The sequence below is a fragment of the Cupriavidus sp. SS-3 genome (assembly GCF_035818815.1).
Classification (GTDB): Bacteria; Pseudomonadota; Gammaproteobacteria; order Burkholderiales; family Burkholderiaceae; genus Cupriavidus; species Cupriavidus taiwanensis_C.
On the sequence record NZ_JAYLVT010000001.1, the window covers coordinates 454,440 to 473,121 of the forward strand.

14 protein-coding genes are annotated in these 18,682 nt (G+C 68.4%); 2 read left to right on the forward strand and 12 right to left on the reverse strand.

Going from position 1 to position 18,682, the window contains the following annotated elements; all coding sequences use genetic code 11:
• Positions 1 to 26: 26 nt before the first annotated feature.
• From U9J39_RS02065 to U9J39_RS02115, 11 genes are all read right to left on the reverse strand, one after another.
• Complete coding sequence (locus U9J39_RS02065; RefSeq protein ID WP_326346406.1) at positions 27 to 1,445, reverse strand: 1-acyl-sn-glycerol-3-phosphate acyltransferase; 1,419 nt, start codon at positions 1,443 to 1,445, stop codon at positions 27 to 29.
• Between the two features lie 10 nt (positions 1,446 to 1,455).
• On the reverse strand, positions 1,456 to 2,904 hold the full coding sequence (locus U9J39_RS02070) for an AMP-binding protein (protein WP_326346407.1): 1,449 nt from the start codon (positions 2,902 to 2,904) through the stop codon (positions 1,456 to 1,458).
• 206 nt (positions 2,905 to 3,110) lie between these two features.
• Positions 3,111 to 3,668 carry a molybdopterin-guanine dinucleotide biosynthesis protein B gene (gene mobB, locus U9J39_RS02075; protein ID WP_115713964.1) on the reverse strand — a complete coding sequence of 186 codons (558 nt, stop codon included), beginning with the start codon at positions 3,666 to 3,668 and terminating at the stop codon, positions 3,111 to 3,113.
• A complete protein-coding gene (locus U9J39_RS02080; protein WP_326346408.1) occupies positions 3,665 to 4,363 on the reverse strand; it encodes a carbonic anhydrase in 699 nt (232 codons plus the stop codon). The genes mobB and U9J39_RS02080 overlap by 4 nt, the downstream gene beginning before the upstream one ends.
• Positions 4,364 to 4,392: 29 nt before the next feature.
• Complete coding sequence (locus U9J39_RS02085; RefSeq protein ID WP_116313955.1) at positions 4,393 to 5,145, reverse strand: peptidylprolyl isomerase; 753 nt, start codon at positions 5,143 to 5,145, stop codon at positions 4,393 to 4,395.
• Between the two features lie 27 nt (positions 5,146 to 5,172).
• Positions 5,173 to 5,856: a respiratory nitrate reductase subunit gamma gene (gene narI / locus U9J39_RS02090; protein WP_116313956.1), complete on the reverse strand. Its 684-nt coding sequence runs from the start codon at positions 5,854 to 5,856 to the stop codon at positions 5,173 to 5,175.
• Between the two features lie 197 nt (positions 5,857 to 6,053).
• Complete coding sequence (narJ, locus tag U9J39_RS02095; RefSeq protein WP_116313957.1) at positions 6,054 to 6,719, reverse strand: nitrate reductase molybdenum cofactor assembly chaperone; 666 nt, start codon at positions 6,717 to 6,719, stop codon at positions 6,054 to 6,056.
• A 27-nt stretch (positions 6,720 to 6,746) separates the two neighbouring features.
• The gene (gene narH, locus U9J39_RS02100; RefSeq protein WP_326346409.1) at positions 6,747 to 8,297 is read right to left on the reverse strand and encodes a nitrate reductase subunit beta; all 1,551 of its coding nucleotides are present in this window, start codon (positions 8,295 to 8,297) and stop codon (positions 6,747 to 6,749) included.
• Positions 8,294 to 12,034 (reverse strand): nitrate reductase subunit alpha, encoded by a 3,741-nt coding sequence (locus tag U9J39_RS02105; protein WP_116313959.1) that lies wholly within the window; start codon positions 12,032 to 12,034, stop codon positions 8,294 to 8,296. Before U9J39_RS02105 ends, narH begins: the two co-directional genes overlap by 4 nt.
• Before the next feature lie 189 nt (positions 12,035 to 12,223).
• Entirely contained in the window at positions 12,224 to 13,609 is a 1,386-nt protein-coding gene (locus U9J39_RS02110; protein WP_115713957.1) for a NarK family nitrate/nitrite MFS transporter, read from the reverse strand.
• A gap of 53 nt (positions 13,610 to 13,662) precedes the next feature.
• Complete coding sequence (locus U9J39_RS02115) at positions 13,663 to 14,943, reverse strand: MFS transporter (protein ID WP_115713956.1); 1,281 nt, start codon at positions 14,941 to 14,943, stop codon at positions 13,663 to 13,665.
• 230 nt (positions 14,944 to 15,173) lie between these two features.
• Between U9J39_RS02115 and U9J39_RS02120 the strand changes: the two genes are divergently transcribed.
• On the forward strand, positions 15,174 to 16,400 hold the full coding sequence (locus tag U9J39_RS02120; RefSeq protein WP_115714307.1) for an NnrS family protein: 1,227 nt from the start codon (positions 15,174 to 15,176) through the stop codon (positions 16,398 to 16,400).
• A 17-nt stretch (positions 16,401 to 16,417) separates the two neighbouring features.
• Here U9J39_RS02120 and U9J39_RS02125 read toward each other — a convergent pair whose 3' ends face one another.
• Complete coding sequence (locus U9J39_RS02125) at positions 16,418 to 17,647, reverse strand: MFS transporter (protein ID WP_115713955.1); 1,230 nt, start codon at positions 17,645 to 17,647, stop codon at positions 16,418 to 16,420.
• 106 nt (positions 17,648 to 17,753) lie between these two features.
• On the opposite strand from U9J39_RS02125, the gene U9J39_RS02130 reads away from it, so the two are divergent.
• Positions 17,754 to 18,674 carry a LysR family transcriptional regulator gene (locus U9J39_RS02130; RefSeq protein WP_326346410.1) on the forward strand — a complete coding sequence of 307 codons (921 nt, stop codon included), beginning with the start codon at positions 17,754 to 17,756 and terminating at the stop codon, positions 18,672 to 18,674.
• The last annotated feature ends 8 nt before the right edge of the window (positions 18,675 to 18,682 follow it).

Below are 18,682 nucleotides of genomic sequence, written 5' to 3' on the forward strand. Positions count from 1 at the left end.
CTCGCGCCCGGTCCGGCCAGCAGCGATCATGGCAGTTGCCGCGCGAGGTGGGGCCGCGCAGGCTGCGCCTTGATACGCAGGGCATCGGGTTCGCCGCAGTAGTGCAGGATCTCGGCGCGGGCGGCGTTGCGCAGCCGCATTGCCGCCGGCCAGTCCTGCCCGTCGGGCGGCAGAGGCCGGCCGATGACGACGCCGATCGGGCCCCGGCGCGGCAGCCACTGGCCGTCGCGCAACACCGAGCGGGTGCCCCGCAGCGCAATGGGAACTACCGGGGCGCCGGCGCGGGCGGCGGCGACGAAGGCGCCCGAGCGGAAACGTTGCAGCCCCGGCTCGCGGCCGAAGGTGCCTTCCGGGAACAGCAGGGCAGAGCGCCCGGCGCGCACGGTTGTGACCAGTCGCTCGATGGCCTCGGATTCGCGCACGTTGTCGAAGCGGTCGATGAAGTCGGCCCCGATGCTGGACAGGTAGGCCCCCGGGATGCGCTGTCCTTGCAGCTCGCGCTTGGCCACCACGCACACCGGCATGGGCAGTGCGGCGATCAGCACCATGCCGTCCAGGTAGCTGGCATGGTTCGATACCAGCACGCAGGCGCGATTGCGCGGCAGTTGCTCCAGCCCCTGCACGAACCATGGCACCCCCGCCAGCCGCAGCAGCAGCCGGGCGGTGTGGTGGCTGAGCGTCCAGCCCATGGCAGGCCGGTGCATCGCCACCGATGCCAGGCACGTCACCGGCGCCATTGCGGCGAACAGAAGCCACGCATACAGCGAATAGGACAGCCCGGCGGTGGCATGCCGGCTACGGCGCAGCTGCGGCAGCAGCGCCTGCCAGCCGAAGCGCGCGATCTGCAGCCATGGCGCGGCGTCGCCCAGGCCGGCGCCGCCATGCTCGAATCGCTCGCGGCAAGCGGCGCGGCGGATCTTGCCGCTCGACGTCTTCAGGATGGTGTGCGGCGGCACCAGCACGACATGGTCCGGCGGCATGCCAAGCACATCGAGCGCGGTCTTCAGCGCCTGCCGTTGCAGCGCCCGGCGCGCCGCTTCGTCCGTTGCCGCGGTTTCCGCCATCACCACGATGTGCTCGGTGCCGCTGTCCGGATCGGGGCTGCCGAACACCGCGACGCAGCCCTTGCGGATGCCGGGAATGGTGCCGATGGCCTGCTCCACCTCGTAGGGATAGAGATTGCGGCCGCCGCGAACGATGGTTTCCTTGGCGCGTCCGGTGATGAAGAGCTCGCCGTCGGCGATATAGGCGTAGTCGCCGGTATTGAGCCAACTATGCTCGAAGAGCTGGCGCGTCTGTGCCGCGTTGCGGAAATAGCCGCTGGTGGCCGAAGGCCCGCGGAACTGCAGCAGGCCCTCCCGCCGCTCGGGCAGTTCGCAGCCGCTGGCGTCGACGATGCGGATTTCGTGGCCTGGCAGCGGCCGGCCGCACGAAGGAATCTCCATGGCGTCCCGCTCACCTGCCACGCCAGATCCGTCCGCCGCGGCGGGAATGGCCCGCGAAGTGTGTACGAATGCGGCGCGGTCGATGAGGTCGGCAGCGACCCGGCGGCGGAAAGGTCAGGCCCACCGATGCTTCCGCCAGCCCGTAGACCGGCGCTGCCGCCTGCGCGCGCAGTCCATGGCGGGCGAAGCGCGCCATGAATTGGCGCATGGTCTGCAGGCTGACCGGCTCGGCGCCGTTGAAGGCGAAACGCCAGCTCGACAAATCCAGCCCCGCAAGCGCCGCCTGGGCCAGCCTGTGCAGGCACAGCTCATAGGCGAAATTGGGCCCGCCCGACAGCGTGCCCCGGTACTTGTGGATCGCCCAAAGCCAGCGCTCGGGACGCGCCAGGAACGTGAGCGGCGACATCACCACCAGCGGGAAGGCGAAGTACAAGCTGCCCATCCAGGCGCCGATCAGGCCCATGTCGTGATACAGCGGCAGCCAGCTGACAAAGACGTCGCGCGAGTCGACCGACAGCGCCATGCCCATCGCGCGCAGGTTGGCCAGCAGGTTGGCATGCGTCAATACCACGCCCTTGGGCGAGCCGGTGCTGCCGGAGGTGTATTGCAGCAGCGCGATGTCGTGCGCGCGCAGCATCGCATCGACCGGCGTCGCACCGGTGTCCTCCGCTTCTTGCGGCGTCAGCACGCTTTGCAGCGTGCCGGTGCTGGCCTTGAGCAGGGTGGCAAGCGGCCGCGCCTCGGCCACCGTGATCAGGATCGGCGCCTGCGCGTTGGCCAGGATGCCGGCGTGGCGCTGCAAGTGGTCACCGATCTGCGCCAGCCGCGCCGGCGGGTAGAGCGGCACGGGGATCCCGCCCGCCATCAGGATGCCGGTGAAACAGTAGAAGTACTCCGCGCTGGTTGGCAGCATCAGCGCCACGGTCGTACCGGCGCGCACGCCGCGTGCGGCCAGGCCGGCTGCGACGTTGCAGGCGCGGCGGTGCAGTTGCGCAAAGGTGATCGGCGTATCCGCGCCTTCGCCGCCGAGCAGGATGATGTGGGTACGGTCAGGGTGGCGGTGCAGGTGCCAGCGCAGCACGTCAGTCATGGTCGCGGCGCCTTCCGGCGCCTGCGCCGCGGCCTCTGCCGGTGCCGGGCTGGCGAGTCGTGCGGGCGCATCTTCAGCACCCGGGGGCAGATCCCTGGCGGCGAGCACGGCGCGCAGCAAAGCGCGCGGCGTGTCGGCCTGGGCGAGTACCTGTTCCGGCAGGCTGACGCCGAAGCGCTGCTCGATGCGGGTCAGCAGTTCGGCGCGCGTCAGGCTGTCGAAGCCCAGCTCGGCTTCGAGCGCGCTGTCCATCGAGGGGGCGGCGGCTGCACCGGCTTCGGTTTGCGGCCGCATAGCGGTAGACATCTCCCCCACGATGCCGAGCAAGGCATCCTCATAGTTCTGCCGCGGGGGTGAGTCCTCGTTCATTCGCTTGGTGCCTGCGCCCGGCAAATCGGCAACCGCCGCCGCGGACGGGCAGCCGGCAGCACCGACGCGCCGGTACTGACACCCTTAAGATAGGCGGCGTGCGGAAATTGTCGAGACGGGTGGCGGGGCGGGCACTGGCGCGCGCGTTCCGGCTATGCGCGGACGCTGCATTCCGCACATGCCGCCGGGGCTGCCGGAGGCTGCCCTCAGGCGGCCACCATGTCCATCGCTGTGGGGAAAGCGCCGGGATCGAGCGCATCCAGATGGTTCCGGCCACGCATCGCGAGGATGAGCCGCCCGACCTGCGCGGTATCGTCCAGCGGCAGGCACGGCAGCAATGTGTCGAGCCGCGCATCGGTAGCCACCGCGACGATCGAGGGATCGCAGGGATAGTAGGGCGCACGCCCATGCGCCGGGCGGTACACCTCGATGCGCGGAATGTCCTCCCGGCGGAAGCCTTCGACCAGCGTGATGTCCGCGGGCCGCAGCCGTGCCACCTGCTCGGCAAGCGTCGGCTCGGCTTCATTGGCCAGCTCGCGCACGATGGCGTAGCGATAGGGCGAGGCCACCATCACTTCGGTGGCACCGGCTGCGCGAAAGCGCGCGCTGTCCTTGCCGGGAGGCTCGAGTTCCAGCGGATGGTGGCTGTGCTTGATCACGTTGACGGTCAGGCCTTGCGTGCGAAACCACGGCAGCAGTGCGGTGATCAGCGTGGTCTTGCCGCTGCCCGAGGTGCCGGTGATGCCGAAGATAAAGGGTTTCATGTCGTGACGGATTCGGTTGGTGCGGTGGTAATGGGCAAAGGGCATACCAGCGGCAGGAAGGCATCGGCGCGTTGCGAGTAGGCCAGCAGCGCACCGGCCTGCAGGTCGAAGTACCAGCCGTGCAGCGTCAGCCTTCCGGCTTCGAGCGCGCGCCGCACGAACGGGAAGGTCTGCAGGTTGCGCAGCGAGACCAGGATCGCCGCCTGTTCGCAGGCGCGCTGGCGCTGCGCCGGGCTGGCGTCGGCAAGCGTTTGTTCTACCTGCCGGCGCGCCGGTGCGGCGATGCGCACCCAGGCGCCGAGGTAGTCGCCTTCGTCGGGGGGATGGTCGCCGGCGTCGGCCGGCTGCGCCAGCAGCGCGCGGATGCCGCCGCAGCCGCCATGGCCCATCACGATGATGCGGTCGACCTGCAGCTGCTCGACCGCGAACTGAATCGCGGCGGACACGCCGTGCAGGCTGCCTTCATGACGCCCGGTGCAGGGCGGCACCAGGTTGCAGATATTGCGCACGGTGAAGAGATCGCCCGGGTCGCAGCCCAGCAGCAGGGCCGGGTCCACGCGCGAGTCGCAGCAGCCGATCAGCAGCGTGGGCGGTTGCTGCCCGGTGCGCAGTGCATCGAACAGGCTCGGCGCATCGTCGAAATAGCGTTGCTGGAACCGCTCGAAGCCCTTCAGTAGATGTTCGATCTGATGCATGGCGGTTTCCGTTGGTCAGGATGGCGGCGCTACTGCACCAGCGGGCTGTCGGCGCCTTCCAGCTCGATGCCCTCGATGCGGGCGCGCCCGATCAGCAGGCTGGCGTATTGCTTCCAGGCGCGGTCGCGTGCCGCCGTGGCCAGCGCACAGGCGATGTCGCCACGCACGGCGTCGAAAGGCAGGCGGGTGCCGGTGCAGCGCTCCAGGATGCGCACGATATGCAGCCCGAAGCGGGTCTCGACCAGTTGCGGCAATACCCCGTCATGCTGCGCGGCAAACAACGCGCGCTCGAACTCCGGCGCGGTTTCGCCGCGGAACACGCGGCCCAGGCGGCCGCCGTTGTTGCCGCTCGGGCAATTGGACAGCGCGCGGGCATGCTGCGCGAAGTTCGACGGATCGCCGCGCACCAGCGCCAGCGTCTGCGCCGCGATCTCGCGCAGCGCGTCCAGCGGCACGCGTGGCGTCACCTGGAACAGGATGTGGTCGGCCTCGACCCATTCGCCGTCGCGGAAGCGCTCCGGACGGCTGTCGTAGTGGCGGCGGCAGCTGGCTTCGTCAGGCTCGGGGATGCCGGCCTCGCGTTCCAGCAGCGCCATGGCGAGCGCGTCGTCGTCCTGGCCGGGAACGGCCAGGCCGATGCGGCCAGCCTCTTCGCGTACCAGCAGGCGCAGGATGGCAGAGATCGTCGCCATCCTGGCGGGATTGGCAGCGTCGTGATGATGGTCCAGCTCGCGTTCGATATCGGCGTCGCGCAGTTCCACGCCGTTGACGGTGACAGGCATCGGATTCTCCTTGTGCGGTGATGGCGTTCAGCGGCTGCGCACCAGCTGCCAGGCGCGGCCCAGGTAGCCGAGCGAGGCAAAGCCGCTCCACACATGCACCAGCCGCGTGAACGGGAAGATCACGAACAGGGTCATGCCCATGAACAGGTGCGCCTTGAACAGCAGCGGGGCGTCGGCGATAAAGCCGGCGGCGTCGCCGCGCAGCGTGACGATGTGCTGGGCCCAGTTCATCAGCTGCACCATCATGTGGCCGTCCATATGGCCGGCCGATTCGAAGATGGTGGACAGGCCCAGCAGCAGCGTCGCCAGCAGCCACAGCAGCAGCACCTTGTCGCCGGTGCGGGTCACCGCGGACACGCGCGCGTTGGTCAGGCGGCGGTGCAGCAGGATCAGCAGGCCGGCCAGGCACATGGTGCCCATCACGCCGCCGGCGGCCATGGCCACGCCCTGCTTGAAGCCGTGCGAGACGCCCAGCGCGTCCCACACCGCCACCGGGGTCAGCAGGCCCACCAGGTGGCCGAAGAACAGGCCCAGGATGCCGACATGGAACAGGATGTTGCCGGTGCGCAGGTTGCCGCGGTACAGCACCTGCGAGCTGTCGCTCTTCCAGGTGTATTGCTCGCGCTCGAAACGGGCCAGGCTGCCGAACAGGAAGATGGCAAGCGCGATGTACGGGTAGATGCCGAAGAGGAATTGGTGGAGGGTTGCCATGGTGTGTTAGCTCGGTAAGTGGGGCTGCAAGGGCGTGCGTGTGCGTCTTTGCCGATTGTGTTCCCCTCTCCCCTCAGGGGAGAGGGCAGGGTGAGGGGTGGTTTAAGCACCGGCGCTCCGTTGAAGCTCCCGCCCTCACCCCCGCCCCTCTCCCGCACGCGGGAGAGGGGAGAAAACAAGCGACTCGCGAAAGCATGTCAGCAGGCTGCGGGCGCCGGCGCGGTGCCGCGCGGATAGAACTTCACCGCCTGCGGCCCGGCCTGAGGTGCCAGCAGCGGCTCCACGCCATCGGCGCCCGGACCGAAGGTCTCCAGCGCCTCGTCCATGTCGCGCACCGGCGGCTCCTGCTGCGGTTGCGGCTGCACGTCGGTCAGCGTGCGCAACACGGCGAACACGCCGGCGTACGGACTCTGGTTGCGCGCGAGGCGGTCGCCGATCGCGGCCAGCACGTGGATGGCTTCGCCGAGCAACTGTTCGGCGCGGGCGTCATTGCCGTCGGCCGCAAGCGCGCCGAGGAACTCCAGGAACAACGGCACGTAGTCGGGCAGCTCCGACGCCGCGGGCTCGAAGCCGTCGCGCCGGTACTCGTCGATCAGGTCGACCATGGCCTGGCCGCGGTCGCGGCTTTCGCCGTGCACATGCTCGAACAGGTGCAGCGAGTGCGCCGGGTTGCGGTCGAAGGTGGCGACATAGTTCTCCTGCAGCGCGATCAGCGCTTCGCCGCGCAGCATGTCGGTCACCGGCGCCAGCAGGTGTCGCGCCTGCGGCCACTCGGCCAGCGCGGCGTCGATCTCGGGCAGCGCGTCGACCAGTTCCTGCTCGGGATAGCCGAGCAGCGCGCTGAGGATGGGATAGAGGGGCATGTTGTTCTCCGGTTCGTTCGCGGTCGCTCAGCTCATCACTGCCTTCTTGCGCGACCTGGGCATGTCGACGAAATGCACGCTGCCCTGCGGCTTCTTGCCGAACAGCGCGCCATCCGAGGTGCCGCCCGAGCAGCCGTTGCCGAAGGTGAAGCCGCAGCTGGCCTTGTCGTTGAAGCTGTCCTCGACCATTTCCTTGTGCGAGGACGGGATCACGAAGCGGTCTTCGTAGTTGGCGATGGCCATGGTCTTGTACATGTCCTCGACTTGCGCGGGCGTCAGCCCCACTTGGCTGAGCACGTCCAGGTCCTGCACGCCGTCCACCACTTGCGAGCGCTTGTACGCGCGCATTGCCAGCATGCGGTCCAGCGCAGACAGCACCGGCATCACGTCGCCCGCGGTCAGCAGGTTGGCCAGGTACTTGACCGGGATGCGCAGGCTCTTGACGTCGGGGATGATGCCGTTCATGCCCATGTGGCCGGCCTCGGCCGCCGACTGGATCGGCGACAGCGGCGGGATGTACCAGACCATCGGCAGCGTGCGGTACTCCGGGTGCAGCGGGAAGGCGACCTTCCACTCGCACGCCATCTTGTAGACCGGCGACTTGCGCGCGGCGTCGAGCCAGCCTTGCGGAATCCCCTGGCGCAGCGCCTCGGCCTGCACCGCCGGGTCGTGCGGATCGAGGAAGACGTCGAGCTGCGACTGGTACAGGTCGCGCTCATCGGGCACCGACGCGGCCTGCTCGATGCGGTCGGCGTCGTACAGCATCACGCCGAGGTAGCGGATGCGGCCGACACAGGTCTCTGAGCAGACCGTGGGCTGGCCAGCCTCGATGCGCGGATAGCAGAACAGGCATTTCTCGGCCTTGCCGCTCTGCCAGTTGAAATAGATCTTCTTGTACGGGCAGCCCGAGATGCACATGCGCCAGCCGCGGCACTTGTCCTGGTCGACCAGCACGATGCCGTCGTCCTCGCGCTTGTAGATCGAGCCCGACGGGCACGAGGCCACGCACGCCGGGTTCAGGCAGTGCTCGCACAGGCGCGGCAGGTACATCATGAAGGTGTTCTCGAAGGTCGAGTACATCTCCTTCTGCACGTCGTCGAAGAGCTTGTCGCGGCCGCGCGAGCTGAACTCGCCGCCGAGGTCGTCTTCCCAGTTCGGGCCCCACTCGATCTTTTCCATCTTGCGGCCGGTCAGCACCGAGACCGGACGCGCGGTGGGCGGGGTCTGCGACAGCGGCGCCTTCTGCAGGTGCTCGTAGTCGTAGGTGAAGGGCTCGTAGTACTCGTCGATCGCCGGCAGGTTGGGATTGGCGAACAGGTTCGCCAGGATCTTCAGCTTGCCGCCCTGGCGCGGCTCCAGCGTGCCGTCGGCATTGCGCTTCCAGCCGCCCTGCCACTTGTCCTGGTTCTCCCATTCCTTGGGATAGCCGATGCCGGGCTTGGTCTCGACGTTGTTGAACCACGCGTACTCGACGCCGTCGCGGCTGGTCCAGACGTTCTTGCAGGTCACGGAGCAGGTATGGCAGCCGATGCACTTGTCGAGGTTCAGCACCATGGCCACCTGGGCGCGGATCTTCATTGCGTTGCTCCTTCCTTCTCAGTCTTTTCCACGAGCGGGCCTTCCAGCCAGTCGACCCTCTTCATCTTGCGCAGGATCACGAACTCATCGCGGTTGCTGCCCACGGTGCCGTAGTAGTTGAAGCCGTAGGCCAGCTGCGCGTAGCCGCCGATCATGTGCGTGGGCTTGGTCACGGCGCGCGTGACCGAGTTATGGATGCCGCCGCGCATGCCGCTGGTCTCGGCACCCGGCACGTTCACGATCTTTTCCTGGGCGTGGTACATCAGGCACATGCCCTTGGGCACGCGCTGCGACACCACCACGCGCGCGGTCAGCGTGCCGTTGACGTTGAACACCTCGACCCAGTCGTTGTCGCGAATGCCGTTGGCCTTGGCCTCGGCTTCCGAGATCCACACGTGCGGGCCGCCGCGCGACAGCGTCAGCATGCGCAGGTTGTCCGAATACGTGGAGTGGATGCCCCACTTCTGGTGCGGCGTGATCCAGTTCAGCACCAGCTCCGGGTTGCCGTTGGGCTTCCTGCCCAGCATCGGCGCCACGGTCTTGGTGTCGATGGCCGGCTTGTACACGCACGCGCCTTCGCCGAAGTCCAGCATCCAGCGATGGTCCTGGTAGAACTGCTGGCGGCCGGTCAGCGTGCGCCAGGGGATCAGTTCGTGCACGTTGGTGTAGCCGGCGTTGTAGCTGACTTCCTCCGATTCCAGGCCCGACCACGTCGGCGCGGAAATGATCTTGCGCGGCTGCGCCTGCACGTCGCGGAAGCGGATCTTGTCGTGCTCGCGCCCTTCGGCCAGGTGGGTGTGGTCGCGGCCGGTGATCTTCGACAGCGCTTCCCACGCCTTGACGGCGACGTGGCCGTTGGTTTCGGGCGCGAAGGTCAGGATCATCTCGGCGGCGTCGATCGCCGTTTCGAGCTTCGGTCGGCCCTGGCTCACGCCGGGTTCCGTCACCGTGTGGCTCAGGTCGCCGATTTCCTTGACCTCATGCTGGGTGTTCCAGTTGATGCCCTTGCCGCCATTGCCGAGCTTGTCGAGCAGCGGGCCGATCGAGGTGAATTTCTTGTAGATGTCCGCGTAGTTGCGCTCGACCACCGTCATCGACGGCGCGGTCTTGCCGGGGATCAGGTCGCACTCGCCGGCCTTCCAGTCCTTCGGCTCGAAGGGCTGGCCCAGTTCGCCCGGGGTGTCGTGCAGCAGCGGCGTGCATACCAGGTCCTTGCGCGTGCCCAGGTACGGGCCGGCGATCTCGCTGAACTTCTTTGCGATGGCCTTGTAGATTTCCCAGTCGGTCTTGCTTTCCCACAGCGGCTGCACGGCCTCGGACAGCGGGTGGATAAAGGGGTGCATGTCGGACGTGTTGAGGTCGTCCTTCTCGTACCAGGTTGCCGTCGGCAGCACGATGTCGCCGTACAGGCAGGTGGTGCTCATGCGGAAGTCCAGCACGGTCAGCAGGTCGAGCTTGCCTTCGGCGGCCGGGCGCACCTTGACTTCGCTCGGCGTGATCGCGTCGTTTTCGTCGCCGAATACGGCGTTCTGCGTGCCGAGCAGGTACTTCAGGAAATACTCATGCCCCTTGCCCGAGCTGCCCAGGATATTGGAGCGCCACACGAACATGTTGCGCGGGAAGTTGGCCGGGTTGTCGGGATCGTCGCAGGCAAACTGCAGCGCGCCCGACTTCAGTTGCTCGACGGTGTAGGCCACCGGGTCCTTGCCGGCCTGCTCGGCCGCATCGACCACGTCGAGCGGATTGGCGCCCAGCTGCGGCGCCGACGGCAGCCAGCCCATGCGCTCGGATTTCGCGTTCAGGTCCAGCAGCGACATTCCGTCGTAGCGCTTGCGATCGGCGGTCGGCGACAGGATCTCGTCGACGCCCAGTTTCTCGTGGCGCCACTGGCTGGTGTGGTTGTAGAAGAACGAGGTGCCGTTCATCTGGCGCGGCGGGCGCGACCAGTCCAGGCCGAACGCGAGCGGGGCCCAGCCGAACTGCGGGCGCAGCTTTTCCTGGCCGACATAGTGGGCCCAGCCGCCGCCGCTCTTGCCGATGCAGCCGCACATCATCAGCAGGTTGATGATGCCGCGGTAGATCATGTCGTTGTGGTACCAGTGGTTCAGCGCGGCACCGACGATCACCATGCTCTTGCCTTGCGTGCGGTCGGCGTTGTCGGCGAATTCGCGCGCTACCTGGGTCACCAGGCGGGCCGGGACGGTGGTGTGCTTCTCCTGCCAGGCCGGGGTGTAGGGCACGTCGTCCTCATACGACGACGCCACGTTGGGGCCGCCCAGACCCTGGTCGACACCGTAATTGGCCATCTGCAGGTCGTACACGGTGGCCACCAGTGCGGTGCTGCCATCGGCCAGCGTCAGCCGGCGTGCCGGCACGCGGCGGCGCAGCAGTTCATCGTGTTCGCCGCCGAAGTAGGGGAAGCCCACTTCCACCACCTCGTCTTCCTTGCCGAGCAGCGACAGGCGCGGCTCGACCGCGCGGCCGCTGCCGCCGTCCTTCATTTCCAGGTTCCAGCGCCCCACCTTCTCGCCGCCGTTGTGGGCGCCTTCGCCCCAGCGGAAGCCGATCGAGCCGTTGGGCGCGACGATCTCGCCGGTGGCGTCGTCAATCTGCAGGGTTTTCCATTCGGGATGGTTGGCTTCGCCGAGGTTGTCGGCCAGGTGCGACGCGCGCAGGAAATGGTCGGGCACCAGCGTGCCCTGGTTGTCACGCAGCAGCACCAGCATCGGCATGTCGGTGTACTGCTTCACGTAGTCGCGGAAGTAGGCGGACTTGCCGCTGACGTGGAATTCCTTCAGCACCACATGGCCCATGGCCATCGCCAGCGCGGCATCGGTGCCTTGCTTCGGCGCCAGCCAGATATCGCCGAACTTGACCATTTCGCCGAAGTCGGACGAGACCGCGACGGTCTTGGTGCCCTTGTAGCGGACCTCGGTGTAGAAGTGCGCGTCGGGCGTGCGCGTCTGCGGCACGTTGGAGCCCCACACCATCAGGTAGGTGGAGTTGTACCAGTCGGCCGATTCGGGCACGTCGGTCTGTTCGCCCCAGATCTGCGGGCTGGCCGGCGGCAGGTCGCAGTACCAGTCGTAGAACGACAGGCAGGCGCCGCCGAGCAGGCTCAGGTAGCGCGCACCGGCGGCGTACGAAACCATCGACATCGCCGGGATCGGCGAGAAGCCGATCACGCGGTCCGGGCCGAACTTCTTCACGGTAAGGGCGTTGGCCGCGGCGATCATCTCGGTGGCGGTGTTCCAGTCGGCACGGACGAAGCCGCCCTGGCCGCGCACGCTCTTGTAGCGCGCCGCTTTTTTCGGATCCTGGCTGATCGATTCCCAGGCGGCGATGGGATCCATGGTCTTGCGGGCCTCGCGCCACATCTCCATCAGGCGGCCGCGGATCATCGGGTATTTGACGCGCTGTGCGGAGTAGACGTACCAGCTGTACGAGGCGCCGCGCGGGCAGCCGCGCGGCTCGTGGTTGGGCAGGTCCGGCCGCGTGCGCGGATAGTCGGTCTGCTGCGTTTCCCAGGTGATCAGGCCGTTCTTGACGTAGACCTTCCAGGAGCACGAACCGGTGCAGTTCACGCCGTGGGTGGAGCGCACGATCTTGTCGTGCTGCCAGCGGCTGCGGTAGCCGTCTTCCCACTTGCGGTCTTCGTTCACCACCGCGCCGTGGCCGTCCGCATAGGTGGACTTGACGCGCGACATGAACTTCAGTCGATCCAGGAAATGACTCATTTGCTTGTTCTCCGCGAGGCTATTCTGCGGGGCTCCGGCGGTTGCCCGGGAGCATTTGCAGGGACACCTCGAGCTTATGGGGGAGCGGGGCGGCGGCCAATTCGCTGGTGGAACAGCCGCCGGATGGCGATCGGGGGAGATGCCCGGCGCGGACCTAGTTCCGAAGAACTAGTCCGGCCGGCAAGGGAATCAGCAGGGCATGGGGGCGTTGCGGCGCGCGTAGTACCACCACGTCACCAGCACGCAGCTGAGGTAGAAGGCGATAAAGCAATACAGCGCGGCGTCGGGGGCACCGGTCAGCTCGAGCGAGGTGCCGAAGCTCTTGGGGATGAAGAAGCCGCCGTAGGCGCCGATCGCGCCGGAAAAGCCCAGCACCGCCGCGGATTCCTTGCCGGCTTCCTGCAGCGCCTGGCGCTGCGCGGCGTCGCCCTGGCCCTTCGCGGCGCGCTGGCGCTCGGTCAGGAAGATCACCGGGATCATGCGGAAGGTCGAGCCGTTGCCGATGCCGGTCAGCGCGAACAGCGCGATGAAGGCCGCGAGGAAGTACGTGAAGTTGCCGCCGGCGCCGTCATGCGGCAGCGCCGCCAGCACGGCGAACACCGCCACGATCATGCCGACGAAGGTCCACAGCGTGACGCGCGCGCCGCCGAGCTTGTCGGAGATCCACCCGCCCACGGGACGCGTCAGCGCACCGACGAGGGGCCCGAGGAAGGCATAGGCGGTGGGGTTCACGCCCGGGAACTGCGACTTGGTCAGCAGCGCCAGCCCGGCCGAGAAGCCGATGAACGAGCCGAAGGTGCCCACGTACAGCCAGCACATCAGCCAGTTGTGCTTGCGCTTGAAGATCACGGCCTGCTCGGCGAACGACGCCTTCGCATCGGCGATGTCATGCATGCCGAACCACGCGGCCAGCGCCGACACCACGATGAAAGGCACCCAGATAAAGCCGGCGTTCTGCAGCCACAGGTCCTGCGTGGCGCCGTTGGCCTGGTACTGCTGCGGCTCGCCGCCGAGCGCGCCGAACACCGCCAGCGACACCACCAGCGGCGTGACGAACTGCACCACCGACACGCCCAGGTTGCCGATGCCGGCATTCAGCCCGGTGGCCAGGCCCTTCTTCGCCTTGGGGAAGAAAAAGCTGATATTGGCCATCGACGAACTGAAGTTGGCGCCGCCCAGGCCGCACAGCAGCGCCAGCACCAGCAGCGTGGGATAGCCCGTGGACGGGTCGCGCAGCGCGAAGCCCATGCCCAGCGCCGGGATCAGCAGCAGCGCGGTGGAGATCGCGGTGAAGCGGCGCCCGCCGAACACCGGCACCAGGAAGGAATAGAAGATGCGCAGCGTGGCACCCGACAGTGCCGGCAGCGCGGTCAGCCAGAACAGCTGGTTCTTGGTGAACTGGAAGCCGGCGCGGTCGAGGTTGACCGCGACCACGCTCCACAGCATCCAGACCACGAACGCCAGCATCAGCGCCGGGATCGAGATCCACAGGTTGCGATAGGCGATGCGCTCGCCCTCGCTTTGCCAGAATGCCGCGTTCTCGGGCTCCCAGCGGGTGAGTACGGATGAGGTCATGATTGGTATGCCTTGGTTGAGAGAGCGCGGAGGCGCGCTTGTGAGGTGAGCAATCAGGCTGCCTGCGTGAGGCCGACGGCCTGCGCCTTGCGCTGGCGTTCAGCGCGGTGGCTGTAGTGCATCCACACCAGGCTCACGCACACCGTGCCGTACATCAGCATGAAGCAGCTGCTGCGGATGCCGGTCAGGTCGGCCAGCATGCCGAACAGGATCGGCAGGATGAAGCCGCCCAGGCCGCCGGCCAGGCCGACCACGCCGGAAACCGCGCCGATGTTGTGGGTGAAATCGTTGGAGATGAACTTGAAGACCGAGGCCTTGCCGATGGCGAAGGCAATGCCGACCACGAACAGCAGGACGGTGAATACCGTGGGCGTCAGCGCGATGCGGAAGCCTTGCGGGCCGCTGGTGGTCTGGATGATGAAATCAGTCTGCGGATAGCTCAGCAGGAAGAAGCCGACCCAGCTCACCCACATCACCCACCAGGTGGTGCGATGGGCGCCGTAGCGGTCCGAGATCCAGCCGCCGATGGCGCGCAGCACGCCGCCGGGCAGCGAGAAGCAGGCGGCCAGGAAGGCGGCGGTCTTGATGTCGAAGCCGTATTCGCCGATGTAGTACTTGGTCATCCACAGCGACAGGCCGACATAGCCGCCGAACACCACCGAGTAGTACTGCGAGTAGCGCCACACGCGCGGATCGCGCATCACCGCCAGCTGCTCGCGCCAGCCCACGCTGGACTTGACCATGTGCGCCGGGTTGCTGCGCGAGAACACCCAGAACAGCAGCGCGGTGGCGAGCATCGCCACCGAATAGACGCGCGGCACGACGGTCCAGGTGCCTGCCGCCAGGATCAGCGCTGGCGCGACGAACTTGGTCAGCGCGGCGCCTGAGTTGCCGGCGCCGAAGATGCCCATCGCCAGCCCCTGGCGCGAGCGCGGGAACCAGCGCGCCACGTAGGGCGTGCCGACCGAGAACGAGCCGCCCGCCAGGCCGACGAACAGCCCCAGCACCAGCAGCTGCCACAACGTGGTCGCATACGAGATCAGCCAGATCGGGATCACGGTGGCCAGCATCAGCACGAAGAACACGATGCGGCCGCCGAAGCGGTCGGTCCACAGCCCCAGCGGCACGCGGATCAGCGAGCCGCTCAGCACCGGGGTGGCGGCGAGCAGGCCGAATTCGGTGTCGTTCAGGCCGAGCTGTTGCTTGAGGGGAATGCCGAGGACCGCGAACAGCATCCACACGGCAAAACAGATGGTGAAGGCAAAAGTACTGGACGCCAGTGTCATTGCGGCGCCGGGCGGGATCGGCTCCGGCGCGCGGGGTTGGGTGGCCATGGCCATGCTCCTGTGTCAACTTTGGCGGGGGTGATGCCAGAGTAGGGGCGGGCGCTGGTGCTGCCTATTCGCCGGCCGCACAGCGCAGGCGCGGCGCTGACTGCCTTTGGAAGTAGTTCTACCGGGGGAGGTCGCCGGCGCGGTGGCGGTGCTATCGTGGCGACGACATGCGGCGCAGTGTTGGCGCCGCCGCGGCCGACCGCGCGCCGCACCTCCGTTGCCTTCCAGACATGGACACCATTCCCATCCTTCCCGCGCGGCGCATGCCGCCTTCCGGCAACGCCCCCGCGGGCCCGCCGCCACGTGGCTTTGCCCTGTTTGCGCTGGGATTCCGGCCGTTCTATCTGGGCGGTGCGGTGTTTGCCGCGCTGGCAATCGCGGCCTGGTCGGCAATGCTGGCGGGCATGCAATCGGTCGGTCCGGCACCAGTGCTGCCCGGGATGTTCTGGCATGCGCACGAGATGGTGTTCGGCTTTGCCGCTGCGATCGTGGTGGGATTCCTGTTCACGGCGGGACGTGCTTGGACCGGGCAGCCCACGCCGACCGGCGCGGCGCTGGCCGTGCTGTTCGGGCTGTGGCTGGCCGGACGCGTGGGCCTGTGGGTGGCGCCGGGCACCGTGGCCTTCGCCATCGAAGCCGCGTTCCTGCCGCTGGCGGCGCTGGCCTTCACGCGCACGCTGGTGCGCGGCGGCAATCGCCGCAACTATCCGCTGGCGCTCGCGCTATGGCTGCTGGCGCTGGCCGATATCGCCAGCCTGTGGCTGCAGGCGCGCGGCCATGACGCCGGCGCGATGCTGGCGTGCCGCGCCGGCGTGGCGCTGGTGACGCTGTTCGTGGTGGTGATCGGCGGGCGCGTGATTCCGATGTTCACCACCAATGCGATTCCCGGCTTCCGGTTGCGCCAGTACCGGCAGGTGGATCGGCTGGTGATTCCCGCTGCGGTGCTCGGCCTGGCGGCCGGGCTGCTGCCCGTGCCGGCATGGCTGGCGGCGGCGCTGTCATTGCTGGCGGCGCTGGTGCTGGGCGCGCGCGTGGCGGGGTGGCGCGGTTACGCGGTCGGCAACCGGCCGATCCTGTGGGTGCTGCACCTGGCCTACGCGTGGCTGCCGCTGGCGCTGCTGCTGCAGGCGCTCGGCGCGCTCGGACTGGTGATGGCCGGGCTGGCGACGCACGCGTTCACGGTGGGCGTGCTCGGTGTGGCGATCATTGCCATGATTACCCGCACCGCGCTGGGCCACACCGGCCGCATGCTGGTGGCCGGCCGCGCCGAGACCGCGGCGTACTGGCTGGTGGCCGCGGCGGCGGTGTTGCGCGTGTTCGGGCCGATGGCCTGGCCCGCCGGCTACCTGCATTGGGTGTGGGGCGCGGGGGCGTGCTGGGTGGCGGGCTTTGGCCTTTATGCGCTGACGTATGCGCCGCGGCTGGCGCGCCCGCGCGTGGACGGCAAGCCGGGCTGACGAGACCGCGCTGGCGCTCAGGGGCAGGCCTGCGCCATTGGCGCGCGGTTGCGCGCGCCTTGCTCCAGCTTCACGCTCAGCCAGGCCACCGCCAGCGCCGCCATCGGCGCCAGTGCCGCCACCCAGGGCAGTGCCGTCAGCCCCGGGCCGTGATCGACCACCACCCCGCCCATCCACGCACCCAGGCCGTTGCCCAGGTTGAATGCGGCGATATTGAAGCTCGATGCCAGGTTCTCGCCGGCGCCGTGAGCGTGGCGCAGCACGCGCAGCTGCAGCGGCGACACCGTGGCAAAGGCCGCGACGCCGAGGATGCCGACGAAGGCCACCACCAGCACCTGGCTGTGGATGGCCAGCGTCATCGCCGCCAGCACCACCGTCAGCGCCGCCAGCGTGGCCAGCACCGCGCGCGCCGGGGCGCGGTCGGCAAAGCGGCCGCCCAGCACGTTGCCGACGATCATGCCGGCGCCGAACAGCAGCAGGATCGGCGATACCGCCGCCTCGCCAAAGCCGGACACCCGTGTCAGCAACGGCTGCACATAGGTGATCACGGCGAAGATGCCCATCGACTGCAGCACCGTCATCAACAGCCCCAGCAGCACCTGCGGGCGGCCGATGGTGGCCAGCTCGTCGCGCAGTGCGACGCGTGCGCCGTGGTCCTGGCTCTTCTGCACCAGCAGCGCGATCACCGCCAGCGACAGCAGCCCGACCAGCGTCATGGCCCAGAAGGTCGAGCGCCAGCCCAGGTGCAGGCCCAGCCAGGCGCCGGCGGGCATGCCCAGCAGCGTGGCCAGGGTCAGGCCCGAGAACATCACCGAAATCGCCGAGGCACGGCGGTCCTCCGGCACCAGCCCGGTCGCGACCACCGCGCCGACGCCGAAGAAGGTGCCATGCGTGAGCGAGGTCAGCACGCGCGCGATCATCAGCGTGGTGTAGTCGGGCGCCAGCGCGCAGGCGGCGTTGCCGACGGTATAGATCACCATCAGCGCCAGCAGCACCGCCTTGCGCGGCATGCGGCGCGTCAGCAGCGTCAGTACCGGCGCGCCGGCGAACACGCCCAGCGCGTAGCCGGACACCAGCATGCCGGCCGCGGCGATGGTCACCTGCAGGTCGGCGGCGACCTGCAGCAGCAGGCCCATGATCACGAATTCGGCGCAGCCGATGCCGAACGAGCCGGCCGTCAGCGCGTACAACGCCAGCGGCAGCCGGGCCCGGGCGGGAGCGGCGAAGGTGGAAGGGGAGGAAGCCATGGTCGGAGAGGGGCGCAAGGGAGGACGAAGCCCGCAGTCTGGCCCTTTGCGGCTTCAGCAAAAACCGGCATGATCCATAATCAGTTTCAATAAATCATTGAAAATCATGGACCGGATCGGCGATATCGGCCTGTTTCTGCGCGTGCTCGACCTGGGCTCGATCAGTGCCGCGGCGCGCAGCCTGGACCTGTCGGTGGCGGTGGCCAGCCAGCGCCTGCAACGGCTGGAGCGCGAGCTTGGGGTGCGCCTGCTGCATCGCACCACGCGGCGGCTGCACGCCACCCCGGAGGGCGCGGTGCTGGCCGAGCAGGGGCGCGCGCTGGTGGACGACCTGGAGGCGCTGGGGGCGTCGTTGCGGCAGGCCGGCACCGGCATCACCGGCACCTTGCGGGTCACGACGTCGTCGTCGTTCGGGCGGCTTTACGTCTCGCCGCTGCTGCCGGAATTCCTGGGGCGCCATCCCGGGGTATCGCTCAGCGTCAACCTGAGCGACCACGTGCTGGACCTGGTCAGCGCCGGCTTCGACCTGGCGATCCGGATCGGTGCGCTCGACGACTCGGCGCTGGTCGCGCGCCGCTTGGCCAACAACCGGCGGCTGCTGTGCGCGTCGCCCGACTACCTGCGCCGGCGCGGCACGCCGCGCACGCCGCAGGACCTGGCGCGGCACGATTGCCTGCTGCTGGTGGGCAGCCAGGGACGGCAGGATGTGTGGCGGCTGGGCGATGGCGCCGGCGGCGAGATTGCCGTGCGCGTGCGCGGCCGGATCGAGGCCAATACCGGCGAGCTGCTGTCCGACGCGGCGCTGGCGGGCTTCGGCATCGCGCTGCATTCGGCCTGGCATGTGTGCGCCGACCTGCAGGCCGGCCGGCTGGTGCAGGTGCTGCCCGATTACCCGGTGGCCGACACCGGCATCTACGCGGTGATGCCGCAGCGGCGCCTGGTGCCGCCGCGCGTGCGCGCCTTCGTCGATTTCCTGGCTGAACGCTTTGGCGAACACCCGCCGTGGGAACGGCTCCACGGCGGGTGAGCGGGGCC

Bases quoted from the DNA above. Each gene is read 5' to 3' on its own strand.
- U9J39_RS02065 (WP_326346406.1), bottom strand. From the start codon at position 1,445: ATGGAGATTCCTTCGTGCGGCCGGCCGCTGCCAGGCCACGAAATCCGC.
- U9J39_RS02070 (WP_326346407.1), bottom strand. From the start codon at position 2,904: ATGAACGAGGACTCACCCCCGCGGCAGAACTATGAGGATGCCTTGCTC.
- mobB (WP_115713964.1), bottom strand. From the start codon at position 3,668: ATGAAACCCTTTATCTTCGGCATCACCGGCACCTCGGGCAGCGGCAAG.
- U9J39_RS02080 (WP_326346408.1), bottom strand. From the start codon at position 4,363: ATGCATCAGATCGAACATCTACTGAAGGGCTTCGAGCGGTTCCAGCAA.
- U9J39_RS02085 (WP_116313955.1), bottom strand. From the start codon at position 5,145: ATGCCTGTCACCGTCAACGGCGTGGAACTGCGCGACGCCGATATCGAA.
- narI (WP_116313956.1), bottom strand. From the start codon at position 5,856: ATGGCAACCCTCCACCAATTCCTCTTCGGCATCTACCCGTACATCGCG.
- narJ (WP_116313957.1), bottom strand. From the start codon at position 6,719: ATGCCCCTCTATCCCATCCTCAGCGCGCTGCTCGGCTATCCCGAGCAG.
- narH (WP_326346409.1), bottom strand. From the start codon at position 8,297: ATGAAGATCCGCGCCCAGGTGGCCATGGTGCTGAACCTCGACAAGTGC.
- U9J39_RS02105 (WP_116313959.1), bottom strand. From the start codon at position 12,034: ATGAGTCATTTCCTGGATCGACTGAAGTTCATGTCGCGCGTCAAGTCC.
- U9J39_RS02110 (WP_115713957.1), bottom strand. From the start codon at position 13,609: ATGACCTCATCCGTACTCACCCGCTGGGAGCCCGAGAACGCGGCATTC.
- U9J39_RS02115 (WP_115713956.1), bottom strand. From the start codon at position 14,943: ATGGCCACCCAACCCCGCGCGCCGGAGCCGATCCCGCCCGGCGCCGCA.
- U9J39_RS02120 (WP_115714307.1), top strand. From the start codon at position 15,174: ATGGACACCATTCCCATCCTTCCCGCGCGGCGCATGCCGCCTTCCGGC.
- U9J39_RS02125 (WP_115713955.1), bottom strand. From the start codon at position 17,647: ATGGCTTCCTCCCCTTCCACCTTCGCCGCTCCCGCCCGGGCCCGGCTG.
- U9J39_RS02130 (WP_326346410.1), top strand. From the start codon at position 17,754: ATGGACCGGATCGGCGATATCGGCCTGTTTCTGCGCGTGCTCGACCTG.